The organism is Sinomonas halotolerans, assembly GCF_039615075.1.
Lineage (GTDB): Bacteria > Actinomycetota > Actinomycetes > Actinomycetales > Micrococcaceae > Sinomonas > Sinomonas halotolerans.
In genome coordinates this window covers 39,205-56,181 of the sequence record NZ_JBDFRB010000011.1, presented here as the reverse complement: position 1 = coordinate 56,181, position 16,977 = coordinate 39,205, and the positions used below count along the sequence as shown (strand labels likewise).

General features: G+C 70.1%; 14 protein-coding genes. 8 read left to right on the top strand and 6 right to left on the bottom strand.

Annotation, left to right across the window (positions count from 1 at the left end):
• Positions 1–131 precede the first annotated feature (131 nt).
• Positions 132–2,099 (top strand): acetate--CoA ligase, encoded by a 1,968-nt coding sequence (acs, locus tag ABCQ75_RS12270; RefSeq protein ID WP_345885658.1) that lies wholly within the window; start codon positions 132–134, stop codon positions 2,097–2,099.
• Positions 2,100–2,255: 156 nt separating this feature from the next.
• Here the strand turns inward: acs and ABCQ75_RS12265 are convergent, their stop codons facing one another.
• Together ABCQ75_RS12265 and ABCQ75_RS12260 are read right to left on the bottom strand one after the other, a co-directional pair.
• A complete protein-coding gene (locus tag ABCQ75_RS12265; protein WP_345885657.1) occupies positions 2,256–3,281 on the bottom strand; it encodes a LacI family DNA-binding transcriptional regulator in 1,026 nt (341 codons plus the stop codon).
• 1 nt (position 3,282) lies between these two features.
• Entirely contained in the window at positions 3,283–4,527 is a 1,245-nt protein-coding gene (locus ABCQ75_RS12260) for a Gfo/Idh/MocA family protein (protein WP_345885656.1), read from the bottom strand.
• Between the two features lie 208 nt (positions 4,528–4,735).
• Between ABCQ75_RS12260 and ABCQ75_RS12255 the strand changes: the two genes are divergently transcribed.
• The 5 genes from ABCQ75_RS12255 (at position 4,736) to aroQ (ending at position 10,897) form a co-directional block, all read left to right on the top strand.
• Positions 4,736–5,653: a carbohydrate ABC transporter permease gene (locus ABCQ75_RS12255; protein ID WP_345885700.1), complete on the top strand. Its 918-nt coding sequence runs from the start codon at positions 4,736–4,738 to the stop codon at positions 5,651–5,653.
• 11 nt (positions 5,654–5,664) lie between these two features.
• Positions 5,665–6,594: a carbohydrate ABC transporter permease gene (locus tag ABCQ75_RS12250; protein WP_345885655.1), complete on the top strand. Its 930-nt coding sequence runs from the start codon at positions 5,665–5,667 to the stop codon at positions 6,592–6,594.
• Positions 6,595–6,664: 70 nt separating this feature from the next.
• Positions 6,665–8,023, top strand: a complete 1,359-nt coding sequence (locus ABCQ75_RS12245) for an ABC transporter substrate-binding protein (protein ID WP_345885654.1) — start codon at positions 6,665–6,667, stop codon at positions 8,021–8,023.
• Between the two features lie 119 nt (positions 8,024–8,142).
• Positions 8,143–10,353 carry an alpha-galactosidase gene (locus ABCQ75_RS12240; protein ID WP_345885653.1) on the top strand — a complete coding sequence of 737 codons (2,211 nt, stop codon included), beginning with the start codon at positions 8,143–8,145 and terminating at the stop codon, positions 10,351–10,353.
• Positions 10,354–10,423: 70 nt separating this feature from the next.
• Complete coding sequence (gene aroQ, locus ABCQ75_RS12235; protein ID WP_345885652.1) at positions 10,424–10,897, top strand: type II 3-dehydroquinate dehydratase; 474 nt, start codon at positions 10,424–10,426, stop codon at positions 10,895–10,897.
• A gap of 56 nt (positions 10,898–10,953) precedes the next feature.
• Here the strand turns inward: aroQ and ABCQ75_RS12230 are convergent, their stop codons facing one another.
• Positions 10,954–12,150 (bottom strand): MarP family serine protease, encoded by a 1,197-nt coding sequence (locus ABCQ75_RS12230; protein ID WP_345885651.1) that lies wholly within the window; start codon positions 12,148–12,150, stop codon positions 10,954–10,956.
• A 129-nt stretch (positions 12,151–12,279) separates the two neighbouring features.
• Here ABCQ75_RS12230 and ABCQ75_RS12225 point away from each other — a divergent pair, with 129 nt between their 5' ends.
• Complete coding sequence (locus ABCQ75_RS12225) at positions 12,280–12,957, top strand: Crp/Fnr family transcriptional regulator (protein WP_345885650.1); 678 nt, start codon at positions 12,280–12,282, stop codon at positions 12,955–12,957.
• A 123-nt stretch (positions 12,958–13,080) separates the two neighbouring features.
• Here ABCQ75_RS12225 and ABCQ75_RS12220 read toward each other — a convergent pair whose 3' ends face one another.
• Genes ABCQ75_RS12220 through ABCQ75_RS12210 form a run of 3 tightly spaced genes read right to left on the bottom strand, consistent with a single transcriptional unit; the run spans position 13,081 to position 14,661 of the window.
• Positions 13,081–14,019 carry an NUDIX hydrolase gene (locus tag ABCQ75_RS12220; protein WP_345885649.1) on the bottom strand — a complete coding sequence of 313 codons (939 nt, stop codon included), beginning with the start codon at positions 14,017–14,019 and terminating at the stop codon, positions 13,081–13,083.
• A complete protein-coding gene (locus ABCQ75_RS12215) occupies positions 14,003–14,506 on the bottom strand; it encodes a RidA family protein (protein WP_345885648.1) in 504 nt (167 codons plus the stop codon). Before ABCQ75_RS12215 ends, ABCQ75_RS12220 begins: the two co-directional genes overlap by 17 nt.
• A complete protein-coding gene (locus ABCQ75_RS12210; protein WP_345885647.1) occupies positions 14,503–14,661 on the bottom strand; it encodes a Sp36 family protein in 159 nt (52 codons plus the stop codon). Before ABCQ75_RS12210 ends, ABCQ75_RS12215 begins: the two co-directional genes overlap by 4 nt.
• A gap of 35 nt (positions 14,662–14,696) precedes the next feature.
• On the opposite strand from ABCQ75_RS12210, the gene ABCQ75_RS12205 reads away from it, so the two are divergent.
• Positions 14,697–16,976, top strand: a complete 2,280-nt coding sequence (locus ABCQ75_RS12205) for a transglycosylase domain-containing protein (RefSeq protein WP_345885646.1) — start codon at positions 14,697–14,699, stop codon at positions 16,974–16,976.
• Position 16,977 lies beyond the last annotated feature (1 nt).

Below are 16,977 nucleotides of genomic sequence, written 5' to 3'. Positions count from 1 at the left end.
CCTTCCGAGGACTAGGGTGTACACAGGCAGAGATGTGCGCCCCCTCACGTCCGGATGCGAGCCTATGCGGCCCGCAGCGGCGTGCGGGCGCCGTCGCTGGACGTTGCGAAGAACGAGCCGAAAGGACGCCCATGTCCCAGGAAACCGTCAAGGGAGACGCCTTCGAGAACCTGCTCCACGAGGAGCGTCAGTTCCCGCCGTCGGCCGAGTTCGCGGCCGCGGCGAACCTCGGCCCGGAGATCTACGCCGAGGCCGACGCCGACCGTCAGGCGTTCTGGGCCGCGCAGGCGCGCAGCCTCCTCACCTGGTCGAAGGACTTCGAGCAGACCCTCGACTGGTCCGAGCCGCCGTTCGCAAAGTGGTTCGTGGGCGGGGAGGTCAACGCCGCGTACAACGCCCTTGACCGGCACGTCGAGAACGGCCTCGGCGACCGCGTGGCAATCCACTTCGAGGGCGAGCCCGGCGACACGGAGACGATCACCTATGCCGAGCTGACCGAGCGGGTCAAGCGGGCCGCGAACGCCTTCGAGGCCCTCGGCGTGGCCAAGGGCGACCGGGTCGCGGTGTACCTGCCGATGATCCCCGAGGCCGTCGTGACCATGCTCGCGTGCGCCCGCATCGGCGCGGTCCACTCCGTCGTATTCGGCGGCTTCTCCGCGGATGCGCTCCGCTCCCGGATCGACGACGCGGAGGCCAAGCTCGTCGTGACCGCGGACGGCACGTTCCGCCGCGGCAAGCCGTCCTCGCTCAAGCCCGCCGTGGACGCAGCGCTCGAGGCGCCGGGGCACACGGTGCAGAACGTCGTCGTCGTGCGCCGCAACGGCGAGGACGTCGCCTGGACCGAGGGCCGTGACCTGCACTGGTCCGAGCTGCTCGAGGCCGCCTCCCCCGAGCACACCGCCGTGGGGCACGACGCCGAGCACCCGCTGTTCATCCTCTACACCTCGGGCACCACCGGGAAGCCCAAGGGCATCCTCCACACCACCGGCGGCTACCTGACCCAGACGGCGTTCACCCACTCCGCAGTGTTCGACCTCAAGCCCGAGACGGACGTGTACTGGTGCACAGCCGACGTCGGCTGGGTCACCGGGCACTCCTACGTGGCCTACGCGCCCCTGGTCAACGGCGCGACCCAGGTCATGTACGAGGGCACCCCGGACGCCCCGCACCAGGGCCGCTGGTGGGAGATCGTGCAGAAGTACAAGGTCTCCATCCTCTACACGGCGCCCACCGCGATCCGGACCTTCATGAAATGGGGCCGCGAGATCCCGGACGGCTTCGACCTCTCCTCCCTCCGGGTCCTCGGCTCGGTCGGCGAGCCGATCAACCCCGAGGCGTGGATGTGGTACCGGGACGTGATCGGTGGCGGCGAGGCCCCGATCGTGGACACGTGGTGGCAGACCGAGACAGGCGCCATCATGATCGCCCCGCTCCCCGGCATCACCGCTACCAAGCCCGGCTCGGCGCAGGTCCCGCTCCCCGGGATCGCCGTGGACGTGGTGGACGAGAACGGCCAGTCGGTGCCGGACGGGCACGGCGGCTTCCTCGTGGTCCGCGAGCCCTGGCCGTCCATGCTCCGCACCATCTGGGGCGATCCGGAACGGTTCAAGGACACCTACTGGTCCCGCTTCGAGGGCATGTACTTCGCCGGCGACGGCGCGAAGAAGGACGAAGACGGCGACGTCTGGCTCCTCGGGCGCGTCGACGACGTCATGAACGTCTCCGGCCACCGCCTCTCGACCACCGAGATCGAGTCCGCACTGGTCTCCCACCCGTGGGTCGCGGAGGCCGCTGTGGTGGGCGCCGCGGACGAGACGACCGGCCAGGCAGTGGTGGCGTTCGTCATCCTCCGCTCGGACGCGCAGGCCGGAAGCGGGGACGAGGCCGCCGCGGAGCTGCGCAACCACGTGGGCAAGGAGATCGGCCCGATCGCCAAGCCCAAGCACGTCCTCATCGTCCCCGAGCTGCCCAAGACCCGCTCGGGCAAGATCATGCGCCGGCTCCTCAAGGACGTCGCCGAGGGCCGCGACCCGGGCGACGCCACCACGCTCGCGGACCCGGGCGTCATGCAGCAGATCGCGGCGGACCTCCGCAAGTAGGTCTCGCCGCTCCAGGGCACGCACGACGACGGCGCCCCACCCCCGGGCGGGCCACAGAGGCGAGGGGCCCGGAGCACGCGAAGCGTGTTCCGGGCGCCGCTGGGGAGGGGCGCCGTCGTCGTCCGTCGCCTCGCACCGGACTGACGGCCGCTTCCCTCAGGGGCAGCCGCAGGACGACCGGGGCACGAGTTCGGCCGGGAAGATCCGGCTCTGCGTGGGCACCCCTACCTCGGCGTCGATGAGGGCGTCCACGGCGGCGCGGGCCATCGCCTCGATCGGCTGCGCAACGGTGCTCAGCGGGGGCCAGCTGTACTCCGCCTCGGCCGAGCCGTCGAAGGAGAAGATCGCGAGGTCCTGGGGGATCTTCAGCCCAGCCTCGTGGACCGCCCGCAGGAGCCCGACCGCCTGGAGGTCTGAGCTGACGAAGACGGCCGCGGGACGGTCCACACCCGCAATGAGGTCCCGGCCGGCACGGTAGCCGCCCTCACGGGTGAAGGGCACACGCAGCACCGGCCCTTCAGGGAGGCCTGCCTCCCGCACACCCTGCCGCCAGCCGACTTCGCGCGCATCGAGGTCCCCGCCGGTGTTGGTGCCCATCACGAGGCCGATGCTGCGGTGGCCGTGCCCCACGAGGTGCTCGACGGCGGCCCGGGCGCCGTCCTGGAAGGCGACCCCCACGGAGTTGAACCCGGGGGCCTCGGAGCTGTGGTTGAGCAGGACCGCAGGGATCTCGGCCTGCTCGAGGTCGGTCAGGTCAGGATCGAACAGCACGCTGCAGAGGAAGACGCCGTCGACCCGCCGGCTCACGAGGTTCTCGACGAGGCGCCGCTCGGTGCGGAGCGAGCCGTCAGAGTCGGCGAGCAGCATGGCATATCCGCGCTCGGCGGCGGCGACCTCCACGGCCCGCGCGAGCGAGGCGAAGAACGGGTTGGTCGCATCCGGCACCACCATTCCGAGCATCTCCGAGGAGCCGAGCTTGAGGGCGCGGGCCGCGGCATTGGGGCGGTAGCCCAAGGCGGTGATCGCCTTGCGCACCTTGGCCTCGGTAGTCGGTGAGACGCGCTTGGGCCCGCCGTTCATGACATAGCTGACGACGGCGGTGCTCACGCCGGCGAGGCGGGCGACGTCCTTGCGGGTGACGGCCGGCTTGGCAGGCGCAGGCTGATGGGGCATGGCGACCATGCTAGTGGCGCCCGTCCAGCAGCCCGCGCGGCCCCCGCCGCTCGAGCGCGATCGGCGCGTCCCCGAAGTCGGGCACCGGGAGGCGCTCGCCGCCGCGCAGCGCGGACTCGTGCGCCACGATGCCGGGGAGCGTGTAGCGGGCAGCCTCCCACGCGTTGACGGTCGGGAGGGTTCCACGGCTGACGGCCGTGGCGAAGTCGTCGACGAGGAAGTGGTGGCTTCCCTCGTGGCCGTTGGGCAGGCCGCGCAGTTCGGCGGGGAGCCGCCCGGAGTCGTGCACCGGGGCGAGCCCCGAGACGAAGGCCTCGCGCAGCGCCGGGGCGACGTCGGCCAGCGAGGGGTCGTCGAGGTCGACCGTCCGGTGGGCCCGGAGCTGGGCTGTGACGTCTTCAAAGCCCTCCTTGTCCTGCCACACCGCGGCCTCGACGAGCTGCTCGAAGCTTCCCTCGGTGCCGAAGAAGCGGAACCGGCTCTCGCGGAGGTGGGAGGGGTAGCCGACCCGGCGGAACTCGTTGATGCGCATGGATCCGCCCCCGGCGAGCTCGAACAGGGCCGTGGCGTTGGAGAAGTCGTTGCCGAACATGCTCACGTCCCGGTCGAAGACGCCGTCCCCGCGCTCGTCCCGCACGCCGATGCAGCTCACGCTCACGGCATGGCCGCCGATCGCGCCGAGGACGCCGCCGACGGAGTGGGTCGGGTACAGCATGGGCGGGTAGCTCGCGGTCCGCTTCCAATCGGCGCCGCCGGAGTACTGGTAGGCCTCGTAGAAGCCCAGGTCCATGTCGTGTACGTAGTCGCCCTCGGCGTAGAAGATGCGCCCGAAGGCACCCTCCTCGCGGCGGCCACGGGCGTAGACGGTCGCGGGGTTGTAGTAGCTCGTCTCGCCCATCATGTAGGTCAGCCCGGTCTCGCGGACCGCCTCGATGATCTCGGCGATCTCGCCCTCGCTGATCGCCATGGGCACGGCCGAGTAGACGTGCTTGCCCGCGCGCAGTGCATCCAGGACGAGGGGGCCGTGCGTCCAGCGCTGGGTGAAGATCGCGACGGCATCGAGCCCGCCGTCGTCGAGCATCGCCTCGAACGTCGGATGGGTGCCGTCGAGGCCGAGTCGCTGCACCAGCGCCTCCGCTCGCTCCGGCAGCACGTCCGTGACGTGGACCGAGGAGATCTCCGGGTGCGCAGCGAAGAGCTTTGCGAACTGGCCGGCGAACTGGCCTGCGCCGACGATGCCGAGGCGGAAAGTCATGCCCCGAGTGTCGCAGCGCCGGTTACTCGAGTCAATATCTGCCAGACTCCTTTCACGTCTCGCCCCGGAATTCCACAATCGCCTCTTGCCAGTTATTGAGTTACTCGTGTAGATTCCTTCCAGCTGTTACCCACGTCACATCGGAGGATCGACGATGACCACCACCACCGCCTCAGGAGCACCCCCGGCCCGCCGGGACTCCGGACGCATGCCGCGGCGGGCGGGCACCGCCGCCTCCACCCCGCGGGGCAGCGGACTGTTCGGCGGAGACTTCAAGGTCGCACTGCTCTTCATCGCTCCCGCGATGATCGGCTTCATCGCCTTCTTCCTCGTCCCGACCATCCGCGGCGTCTACCTGAGCTTCACGGAGTACAGCATCCTCGGGGATCCCGAGTGGATCGGGGGCAAGAACTACGCGGCGCTGGCCAAGGACCCGCTGTTCTGGAACGCCCTGGGGGTCACGGCCCAGTACGTCGTGATCAACATCGCGCTCCAGACGGTCCTCGCCCTCGGGATCGCCCTGCTCATGGACCGCGTGGCCAAGTCCACCCTGATCCGGGGAACGCTCCTGCTCCCGTACCTCATGTCGAACGTCATCGCGGCGCTCCTCTGGTTCTGGATGCTCGACTACCAGATCGGGATCGTCAACCAGCTCATCGATGGCCTGGGACTGCCCCGAGTGGCGTTCTTCGGGAGCGAGGAATGGGCCATCCCGACCCAGGCGCTCATCAACACGTGGCGGCACATGGGCTACACGGCGCTCCTGATCTTCGCGGGCCTGCAGGCCATCCCACGGCACCTCTACGAGGTGGCTGACCTGGACGGCGCCTCCCCGGTCCAGACCTTCACGCGGATCACCCTCCCGCTCCTGCGGCCCGTGCTCGTCCTGGTCCTCGTCGTCACGGTCATCGGCTCGTTCCAGGTGTTCGACACCGTCGCGGTGACGACGGCGGGCGGTCCGGTCAACGCGACCCGTGTGATCCAGTACTACATCGTGCAGAAGGCGTTCACGGAGTCCGACTTCGGCTACGCGTCGGCCATCGCCGTCATCCTCTTCCTCATCCTCGCGCTCGTGGCCTTCATCCAGATGAAGTTCCTGCGCGGCAACGAGTCGGACCTGGACTAAGGAGTCCCGCCATGACCACCGCACTCATCCCCCAGACCGAAGGCCGCGCCGCGGGAGCACGCCGTCGTCCCCTCAACTGGCGGCGCATCGGGGCTTGGGCGCTCCTTGTCCTCGCGATCGCCGTCACCGTCGCCCCCTTCTACTGGGTCCTCCGGACGGCCCTCTCGACCAACGGCGCGCTGGCCGCCAATTCGGGCAGCCTGCTGCCCACCGAGTTCAGCCTGGGCGCGTTCAAGCGCGTCTTCGGCCTGCAGACAGCCCAGGAGGCCATCGCAGAGGGCGGTTCGGGCGCAGCGATCGACTTCTGGGTGTACCTGCGCAACTCGGTCCTGTTCGCCTCGATCACCACCGCCGGCGCCGTCTTCTTCAGCGCCATGGCCGCGTACGCCTTCGCCCGGCTGCGCTGGAAGGGTCGCGACGCAGTCTTCAGCCTCTTCCTGGGCACCATGCTCGTCCCGCCGATCTTCACGGCGCTGCCGAACTTCCTGCTCATCAAGAACCTCGGCCTGCTCAACACGATGCTCGGGCTCGTGCTGCCGTACGTGTTCATGACCCCGTTCGCGATCTTCTTCCTGCGGCAGTTCTTCCTGAACATGTCCCGCGAGGTCGAGGAGGCCGCGATGCTCGACGGCGCCAAGCACCTGCGGATCTTCTTCCAGATCGTGCTGCCCAACGCCGCGGCCCCGATCGCAACGCTGGCCCTCCTGACGTTCATCGGCCAGTGGAACGAGTACTTCTGGCCGCTCCTGGTCGCCTCGGAGCCGGACGTCCGCGTCCTCCAGGTGGGCCTGGGCGTGTTCAAGTCCCAGTCCCCCCAGGGCGCACCGGACTGGTCAGGCCTCATGGCCGCCACGCTCGTCTCTGCCCTCCCGGTCCTGATCCTCTTCGCCGCCTTCGGCAAGAAGATCGTCAACTCGATCGGATTCTCGGGCATCAAGTAGGCCCGATCCACAGACCCTCTCCCCCGACAGATCCGTCACACCCATGTCCGAAGAAAGGACACCCAGAAAGATGAAGAAAGCACTCGCTCACAAGGCGTGGGGCGCCGTCGCCCTCGCGGCCGCCGCAGGACTGGCGCTCACTGCCTGCGGAGGCGGCAGCTCCGAGGGCGGAGAGTCCGCCAAGGGTGAGATCAGCTACTGGCTCTGGGACGCCAACCAGCTCCCCGCCTACCAGCAGTGCGCCGACGACTTCACGAAGGCCAACCCGGAGATCACGGTCAAGATCACCCAGCGCGGCTGGGACGACTACTGGTCCACGCTCACCAACGGCTTCGTGGCCGGCACGGCCCCGGACGTCTTCACCGACCATCTCGCCAAGTACCCGGAGTACGCGGGCAAGAAGCAGCTCCTGGCCCTCGACGACGCCGTCTCCAAGGACAACGTGGACCTCAGCCAGTACAACGAGGGCCTCGCCGACCTCTGGGTGGGCCAGGACGGCAAGCGCTACGGTCTCCCGAAGGACTGGGACACCGTGGCCCTCTTCTACAACAAGAAGATGCTTGCCGATGCGGGCATCTCCGAAGAGGAGATGAAGAACCTCACGTGGAACCCGCAGGACGGCGGATCCTACGAGAAGGTCATCGCCCACCTCACGGTGGACAAGAACGGCGTCCGCGGCGATGAGCCCGGCTTCGACAAGAACAGCGTCGCTGTCTACGGCCTCGGCCTCGCGGGCTCGGGCTCTGGCCAGGGCCAGACCGAGTGGAGCTACCTCACGGGCACCACCGGCTGGACGCACACGGACAAGAACCCCTGGGGCACCAAGTTCCAGTACGACGACGCGCGGTTCCAGGAGAGCATCGACTGGTTCGCCGGACTCACCGAGAAGGGCTACATGCCCAAGCTCGAGACCACCGTGGGGGCGAGCATGCCCGACACGTTCGCGGCCGGCAAGTCCGCCATCAACGCCAACGGCTCGTGGATGATCGGCCAGTACACCGGCTACAAGGGCGTCGAGGTCGGGATCGCACCGACCCCCGAGGGCCCGGAGGGCAAGCGTGCCTCGATGTTCAACGGCCTCGCCGACTCGATCTGGGCGGGCACGAAGAAGAAGGACGCCGCGGTCAAGTGGGTCGAGTACCTCGGCTCCGCCGCGTGCCAGGACGTCGTCGCCTCCAAGGCGGTCGTGTTCCCGGCCGTGAAGTCCTCCTCGGAGAAGGCAGCCGAGGCCTTCAAGGCCAAGGGCGTTGACGTCTCCGCCTTCACCCAGCACGTCGAGGACAAGACGACGTTCCTCTTCCCGATCGCGGACAACGCGGCGAAGGTGGACGGCATCATGAAGCCGGCCATGGACGCGGTCGTCTCCCGCAAGGCCCCGGCGAGCTCGCTGACGCAGGCCAACGAGCAGGTCAACGCCCTCTTCAAGTAGGCCGCGGCCAGCCCTGATCCGCGGGGCCCGGCGCACGCCGCGCCGGGCCCCGCACCGAACGCAGTCCACGCACCGAGCGCACCTGCGCAAGCACCCCTGAAAGCGAAGCCATGCACCCCATGACACCTCTGCACCTCCAGGCAGCCGGCACGAGTCTCGTGCTCGCCTTCGACTCCGGCGAGGCCCAGATCGTCCACTGGGGCGCCGCGCTCGGCGACTCCCTCCCTGACCTCGGGCTCCTCACGCCCCCGGTCGCCCACTCGGCGCTGGACATTCCTGTGGTTGCAGGGCTCGTCCCCCAGGCGTCCTCGGGGTGGATCGGGCGGCCCGGCCTGCGCGGACACCGCAGGGACGACGCCGGCGTCTCCGGCTTCGGTTTCTCTCCCGCGCTGCGGGTCGTCGCCGCCGAGGCGAGCACCGACCCGGGCGACGGGCCGGCGGGGGCGAGCACCGCCGTCGTGCGCCAGAGCGATGCCGAGGCCGGACTCGAGGTGACCACCTCACTCCGGCTCCACCCGGGCGGGCTCCTCGAGCTCACCCACACCCTGGCCAACACGGGCGAGACCCCGTACGCCCTCGAGGAGCTCGGCGCCGTGCTCCCGGTGCCGGGGGACGCCGCGGAGCTCCTCGACCTCACCGGCCGCTGGTGCCGCGAGAACCACCCCCAGAGGCACGCGATCGCGCAGGGCACGTGGGTCCGCTCGGGCCGCCACGGCCGCACCGGCCACGACTCCTCGCTCCTCGTCGCCGCCGGCACCGCGGGCTTCTCGAACCGTTCGGGCAAGGTCTGGGCCGTGCACTTCGGCTGGTCCGGGAACCATGAGCAGTACCTCGACTCGCTCGCGGACGGCCGCCGCATGCTCGGCGCGGCAGAGCTGCTCGGCTCGGGCGAGGTCGTCCTCTCGCCCGGCGAGTCGTACACGACGCCGGCACTGTACGCCGCCTACTCCGACCGCGGTCTCGACGGCGTCACGGAGCGCTTCTACGAGTGGTTCCGTGCGCGCCCGCACCACGTGGGCACCCAGGGCGAGGCCGGCGGCTCGGGAAGGGCGCGGCCGGTGGTGCTCAACACATGGGAGGCCGTCTACTTCGACCACCGGCTCGAGCCCCTCATCGAGCTGGCCGAGTCCGCGGCGGAGCTCGGCGTGGAGCGCTTCGTGCTCGACGACGGGTGGTTCCGCGGGCGCCGCGACGACACTGCTGGGCTCGGCGACTGGTACGTCGACGGTGAGCTGTGGCCCGAGGGCCTCACGCCGCTCATCGACGCCGTGCGCGGCCACGGCATGGAGTTCGGCCTGTGGGTCGAGCCCGAGATGGTCAATCTGGACTCCGATGTGGCGCGCGAGCACCCGGACTGGATCGTGGGACCCGCCGCGGCCTCGCACAAGGACGGCGGCCGCCTCGCGCACGAGTGGCGGCACCAGCACGTCCTCGACCTCGTCAACCCCGAGGCGTGGCAGTACATCTACGATCGCCTGGACGCCCTCCTGTCCGGGAACCGGATCAGCTACCTCAAGTGGGACCAGAACCGGGACCTCGCCGAGCACGGCAGCGGCGGCAGGCCGTCGGTGCACGAGCAGACCCTCGCCGCGTACCGGCTCTTCGACGCGCTCAGGGCCGCCCACCCGCACGTCGAGATCGAGTCCTGCTCCTCGGGCGGGGCCCGCGTGGACCTCGGCATCCTCGAGCGGACCGACCGGGTCTGGGCCTCGGACTGCAACGACGCCCTCGAGCGCCAGACCATCCAGCGCTGGACCCAGGCCGTCCTCCCGCCCGAGCTCGTGGGCGCCCATGTGGGGCCGACGCACTCGCACACCACCGGACGCGTCCACAGCATCTCGTTCCGCGCCGCGACGGCCCTGTTCGGGCACTTCGGGATGGAGTGGGACATCCGCCAGGCGACCCCCGCCGAGCGCGGGACGCTCCGCCGCGCCATCGCCCTCTACAAGCAGCACCGCGGCCTCCTCCACTCGGGCCGGCGGGTCAACGCGGACCTCGCGGAGGCCAACCTGCGGCTGCACGGCGTGGTCTCGCACGACGGCGAGGAGGGCCTGTTCTCGGCCGTCGCCCTGGGCACGCTGGCGGCAGAGATGCCGGGGCGCGCGGGCATCCCGGGGCTCGATCCGGCGCGGACGTACCGCGTGACGCCCGTGCTCCCGACGCCCGACGACGCCGACTGGCGTGACGCGTTCACGCAGATCGCCCCGCCTGCGTGGCTGTCCGAGGGCGCGGAGGCCACGGGCCGCTTCCTCTCGGAGGTGGGGCTGCCGCTGCCGATCCTGCGGCCCGAGCACGCCCTCGTCCTCCGGGTCGAGGCGACGGCCGGCTGATCCCGGCACCCAGAAGTGCGGCGGCGCATCCACGCGGTGCGCCGCCCCACGTGCGCCTAGAGTGGGGCACATGATGGAAGAGACGCCCCGCGGCACGATCCTCGTCCTGAACGGACCCAACCTGAACCTGCTCGGGACCCGTGAGCCCGAGAAGTACGGCACCGCGACCCTCGCGGACGTCGAGCGCCTGTGCGCCGAGGCGGCAGCCCAGCACGGGCTCGAGGTCCGCTGCGTGCAGTCCAACCACGAGGGCGAGCTGCTCGACGCGATCCACGCGGCCCGCACCACGGCGCTGGGGATCGTGGTCAACGCGGGCGCGTACACGCACACCTCGGTCGCGATCCGCGACGCGATCTCGGCGGTCCAGCTCCCGGCTGTCGAGGTCCACATCACGAACGTCCACGCCCGCGAGGAGTTCCGCCACCACTCGTACCTGAGCGATGTCTGCCACGCGGTCATCGCCGGGGCCGGGACCCTCGGCTACCGCTTCGGCATCGACTACCTCGCAGACCTCACCGCTCCCCGCCAGCTCTCCCGGGCCTAGGCTGCTCGGCTCGTCCAGGGCCTGGGCCTGCTCGGTCGTCCAGCCCGGCGCGCGCCCTACTTCCGGGTGCACACCCCGGGCTGGACCGGCTGGGCGAGCGAGGGGGCGCGCTCCACGACCGGCGCGATCTCCTCCATCGTGATCGCGTAGCCGACCCCGGCCGTGGACTCGCTCTTGGCGAAGATGGCGCCTGTGATCCGGCCCTCCTTGGTCAGGAGCGGTCCTCCGGAGTTGCCCTGCTGGACGTTGCCCGAGAGCTGGTAGACCCGCTTGGCCTCCTCATTGCCTCCGTAGATGTCGGGGGCGAGAACCGTCGTCGTGCCCTGGATGACCGCCGGGCGCATCTGGAAGGGACCGCCCAGCGGGTAGCCGGCGAAGGCGGCCGCGGTGCCAGCCGGGCTGGTCCTGGTGAGGGGCAGCTGCGGGACCTGGAGCCCCTCGACCGCGATGACGGCGATGTCCTGGGCGGCGTCGAAGTACACGACCCGCCCGGTCCGTGCCCCGCCGCCGTCCTGGAGCTCGACGACGGGCTCCGCAACGCCCGCAACGACGTGGGCGTTGGTCATGACCCGGTCCGGCGCCACGACGAAGCCGCTGCCCGTCTGGTTCTGCCCACACTGGTACGCGGTCCCGGTGATGCGGAGCACGGACTGTGCCGCAGCCCGCAGCTCGGGGGTGTCCGCCGCCGCGTCGGGGACGGGCACGGGCTCGGCCGGCCCTCCGATCCCCTCGATGACCTTCGGGAGGCCGTCCGCGAACACGAAGGCCCTCAGCGCAGCGGCCTGCTCCTTGACGGGGCCGGGCGTGAGGTCGTCGATCGCCCTGATCACCTTGGAGCCGGCGATCTGCTGCGAGACCCAGGGGATGCCGATGCTCGAGACCGTGAAGGCCGTCATGGAGATGATGAGCGCGGTGGCGATGAGGCTCACGAGCCCGCCGAGCACGCGGTCGACGCCGCCGGCCCCCTTGGAGCGGATGCCCCGCCGCACGCGGTGCCCGAGCGCCGAGCCCGCGCCGTTGCCGACCGCCATGAGCAGCACTGCCGTGATGACGACGCCGGCCGCCCGCCAGCCGCTGTCCGCGAGCGCCTGGCTGACAAGCGGCACCGCGAAGAAAGCCACCGCCCCGCCGGCGAGGAAGCCGAGGATGCCCCCGAGGCTCACGACGAAGCCCGCACGGGCGCCGTTGGCCAGATAGCCGATCAGCACGAGCACGAGGACCACGTCGAGGAAGGTCACACCGAAGAGCACCATCGGAGTCTATCGGCGGGGGCTGACAGTCCCTGCCACACGCGCCCCGGTGCCAAGTTCGTCACAAAGGTCCGCAGGATCTGAAACAATGAGCGGAGCGCGTGACCACGTATTGACTTTGAGGAGACTGAATTGGACATCGAAGTGCTGCGCCGGGCCCCCCTCTTCGCCACACTCGACGACGATGCGTTCCGACTGCTGATGGACGAGCTCACCGAGGTAGACCTCTCCCGAGGCGCCTCAGTGTTCCGCGAGGGCGACCAGGGCGACCAGCTCTACTTCATCGTGTCCGGCAAGGTCAAGCTCGGCCGCACGTCGCCGGACGGCCGCGAGTCACTGCTCGCGATCCTCGGCCCGGGCGAGCTGTTCGGCGAGATGGCGCTGTTCGATCCGGCCCCGCGCAACGCGACCGCGACCGCCGTCTCCGAGACCCGCCTCGCGGGCCTCAAGAACGAGGCGCTCAACACCCTGCTCCGCAGCCGCCCAGAGGTCTCGGCGCAGCTGCTCCAGGCGCTCGCCCGCCGCCTGCGCCGCACGAACGACTCGCTCTCGGACCTCGTCTTCTCGGACGTCCCGGGCCGCGTCGCGAAGGCCCTCCTGGACCTTGCCGACCGGTTCGGCCGACCCGCCACGGACGGCGTCCTCGTGGCGCACGAGCTGACGCAGGAGGAGCTCGCCCAGCTCGTGGGAGCCTCGCGGGAGACGGTGAACAAGGCCCTCGCCGAGTTCGTCCAGCGCGGCTGGATCCGCCTCGAGGCGCGCGCGGTCGTGATCCTCGACATGCAGCGCCTCCGCCAGCGCTCGCGCTGAGCCTGACGCCGGCGCCGCCGGCGAGAAGTGCGAAGGAGCCGGACCCGAGGGTCCGGCTCCTTCGTCATCCAGCCGTCAGCGCCGGGAGAGTGCACTGGGGGCCGCGGGTGCCGAGGCGGCGGCTCAGCCCGCCTCAGGGCGGGGCACAACGTGAAGCGCCTCGGTCGGCGGGGCGACGGCGGCTCCGGGAGCCTCGACCTCGAGGAACAGCTGGCCGCCCTCCTCCACGAGCTCGGCCTGGTACGTGTGCGTGGTGCGCTTGATGCTGAGGTAGGCAATGCAGCCTTTTGCCTTGCCCATCTTCGCGAGCATGATCTCGAGGGCCGGCACGAGGAGCTCGGAGAGGGTCTGGCCGCGTGTGTCCGGCTGGCCGATCCTGTCGCCGAGGTTCGTGGTGTCCCGCTCGGCGATGACCGCTGCGGCGGGCACCCATTCGCCCCACACGCCCCTGCTGGGCAGGAGAGCGGGCGTCTGGCCGGCCGGCGCCGTCGCGGCGAAGTAGCGGGTGTCGAAGCGGCGGTGGGCGAAGTCCGGGCTCACCCAGTGGACGAGCGGGCGCAGGAGGTCCGTGCGCAGCCCGAGCCCGCGCTTGGAGAGCAGCTCGGCGAACCCGACCTCATGGTCTGCGAGCGCCTCACGGGCACGGATCCAGTCGCCCGTCCCCGTGCTCTCGACCACGCTCGAGTCGTCAGAGCCGGCGAGGAGGACCCCGGTCTCCTCGAAGAGTTCCCGGATTGCCGCCACCACGTGCACGCGGGCCGTCGAGTAGTCCGGTGTGCCGAGGATCTCGGACCACTGGCCTACGGAGGGGCCGTACCAGTCGAACGAGTCCTCGTCGGCGTTCTCAACCGAGCCGCCCGGGAAGGCGACGATCCCGAGCGGGGACTCGCTTCCGCGGTAGGCGAGCCACGTCTCGGTCCCCGTCGGGCAGTCGCGCACGAGGGCCACCGAGGAGGCGAGCCGCGGAGTGCGCGGCGTCCTGTCCTCCTCGGCGAGCCAGCTGCGTGCGGCGCCCTGGAGCCGCTTGGGCAGTAGGAAACGACGCTTATGCGAAGTCGGCAATCAGCTCAACCTCTACGGGGGCGTCCAGCGGAAGGACCGCAACACCGACGGCGGAGCGGGCGTGGGTGCCGGCCTCGCCGAAGACCTTGCCGAGGAGCTCGGAGGCACCGTTGATGACCCCCGGCTGGCCCGTGAATGCCGGGTCAGAGGCGACGAAGCCCACGACCTTGACGATGCGCGTGATCCGGTCGAGGTCCCCGATCTGGGCCTTGACCGCAGCCAGCGCGTTGATGATGCAGAGCTCGGCGTACTTCTTCGCGTCCTCGGCGGTGACGTCCGCGCCGACCTTGCCGGTCGCGGGCAGCTGGCCCGAGATGAACGGCAGCTGGCCGGACGTGTACACGGTCGAGCCGGTGGCGACCGCGGGGACGTACGCGGCCACGGGGGCAGCCACCTCGGGCAGCGCGAGACCGAGGTCTGCGAGGCGGCGTTCGACGGCGCTCGTCACCTCGGTGGAGCCGGCCGTCTGGGGGGTTGAATCGGTCACGCCTGCTTCTCCCTCTTCATGTACGCCACCAGGCCGTTCCCGCCCGGTCCCTGGACCACCTGGACGAGCTCCCACCCGTCCTCGCCCCACTGGTCGAGGATCTGTTTGGTGGCGTGGACGATGAGCGGCACAGTGGCGTATTCCCAGGCGGTCATGAGGCCAGCGTAGCCGCTCCCGTAGACTCGTACACATGGCTTCTGGCAAGAACCCCGTCTTCGACACGGCCACAACACTGGGCAAGATCCTCGCGTTCCTGGGCGTGAGCGCGATCGGCGGAGTGCTGGTCGCGGGCCTCATGGTGCCCGCGGCGGCTGTCACCGGGAACGCGGCGAACGGCTCGGTGCAGTTCTTCGACAGCCTTCCGAGCGAGCTCACCGTGGAGACCCCGGGCCAGGTCACGAGGGTCCTCGCCGCGGACGGCTCGGAGATCGCCTCGCTCTTCGCGGAGAACCGCACCTACGTCCCGCTCAAGTCGGTCAGCCCGAACATGGTGGACGCGCTCATCGCGATCGAGGACTCGCGCTTCTACGAGCACGGCGGGGTGGACACCACCGGCATCCTGCGCGCCGTCGCCGCCAACCTCCGCGGCAGCCGCCAGGGCGCCTCGACGATCACCCAGCAGTACGTCACGAACGTCATCAATGACGCGCTCATCGCCCAGGGCAAGGACAGCGATGTCGTGCTCAACGGCCAGAAGGGCGTGGGTGACAAGCTCCGCGAGATGAAGCTCGCGATCGCGCTCGAGAAGAAGTACTCGAAGGAGGAGATCCTCGAGGGCTACCTCAACATCGTCTTCTTCAACCGCAACGCCTACGGCGTCCAGGCCGCGAGCCAGTACTTCTTCTCCGTGGACGCGAAGAAGCTCTCCATCCCGCAGGCGGCGCTCCTCGCGGGCCTCGTGAACAGCCCCACGCTCTACAACCCGGAGACCAACCCGGAGCAGGCGCTCGAGCGCCGCAACCTCGTGATCGACGCCATGCTCCAGCACGGCAAGATCACCCAGGAGGAGCACGACAAGGCGATCGCGACCCCCATCAGCCTCAAGATCAAGGCCCCGCGCCAGGGCTGCGCGTATGCCAAGCAGGCACAGTACTTCTGCGACTACGTGCTCCACACGGTCCTCAATGACCCCGCGTTCGGCGAGACCCCCGAGGACCGCGAGAAGAAGGTGTTCCGCGGCGGGCTGACCATCAAGACCACGCTCGACCCCCGCCTCCAGGGCCCGGCCCAGGAGCAGGTGGACCGCACCGCCGGGGCCAACCCCGACAAGTGGGGCGCTTCCCTCGTCTCAGTCCAGCCGGGGACGGGCAAGGTGGTCGCCATGGCGCAGAACACCCGAATGCTAGAGAAGCAGGGCCTCCGGTTCACCACGACCTACAACTTCAACGTGGACCGCAAGGACGCCAGCGGCAACGAGCTCGGCGGCGCGGCGGGCTTCCAGCCCGGCTCGACCATGAAGCCCTTCACCTTCGCAGCGTGGCTCAACGAGGGGAAGACTGCCACGCAGACCGTGGACGGCTCGCGGCGCGTCTACCCGCTCAACTATCCGTGGAAGACCACCTGCAAGCCGGTCACGGGCGCGTACAACGACGCCGAGGAGGGCCTCGGCGCGGCACCGACCCTCCAGAACGCCGAAGAGGGCTGGTACCGGCCCCTCGCGGTCAACGAGGGCCTCTACAACTCGATCAACACGGCCACCTACGCCTCGGCGGCCGGGCTCGAGGACTTCTGCGACATCCAGCGGATCGTGGACGCCGCCGGCATGCACGACGGCGAGGGGCAGGACAAGAAGCTGGACATGTCCACGCTCTCGAGCCTGCTCGGACCGTTCAACGTCTCGCCGCTCACCATGGCCAGCGCGTTCGCGGTCTTCGCCTCGAACGGCACCTACTGCGCGCCGATGGCCGTGACCGACGTGCTCGACGGCCAGGGCAAGCGGATCGGCGGCCAGGCGCCGAACTGCAAGAAGGACGTGGTCAAGCCGGACGTGGCCAAGGGCGTGAACTGGGTGCTCCAGGACGTGCTCAAGAAGGGCTCGGGCTCGTGGAACTACATCCCCAAGCCGAGCGTGCCCGCCGCTGCCAAGACCGGCACGAACAACAACAACTCCCAGACGTGGATGGTCGGCTACACGACCGGGCTCTCCACCGCCTCGTTCTTCGGCGAGGCACTCAACGACTTCTCGGCCCGTGACGGCCGGAACGTCACGGTGAACGGGCAGTTCTACGAGCAGATCGACGGCGCCTACATCGCCGGCCCGCAGTGGGGCGGCTACATGCAGCGCGTTGCGGGCCTGTACCCGGGCGGGGAGTTCGAGAACCCGCCGCAGTCCATGATCGGCAACCCGCAGCCCACGCCGCGGCCCACGGCAACGGTGGCCCCGACTGCCCCGGCGGGCGGCGGCTCGGACACGCCGACGCAGCCGAGCGCGCCGGCCCCCGAGCCGACGAAGCCGGGCAGGGACAAGTAGC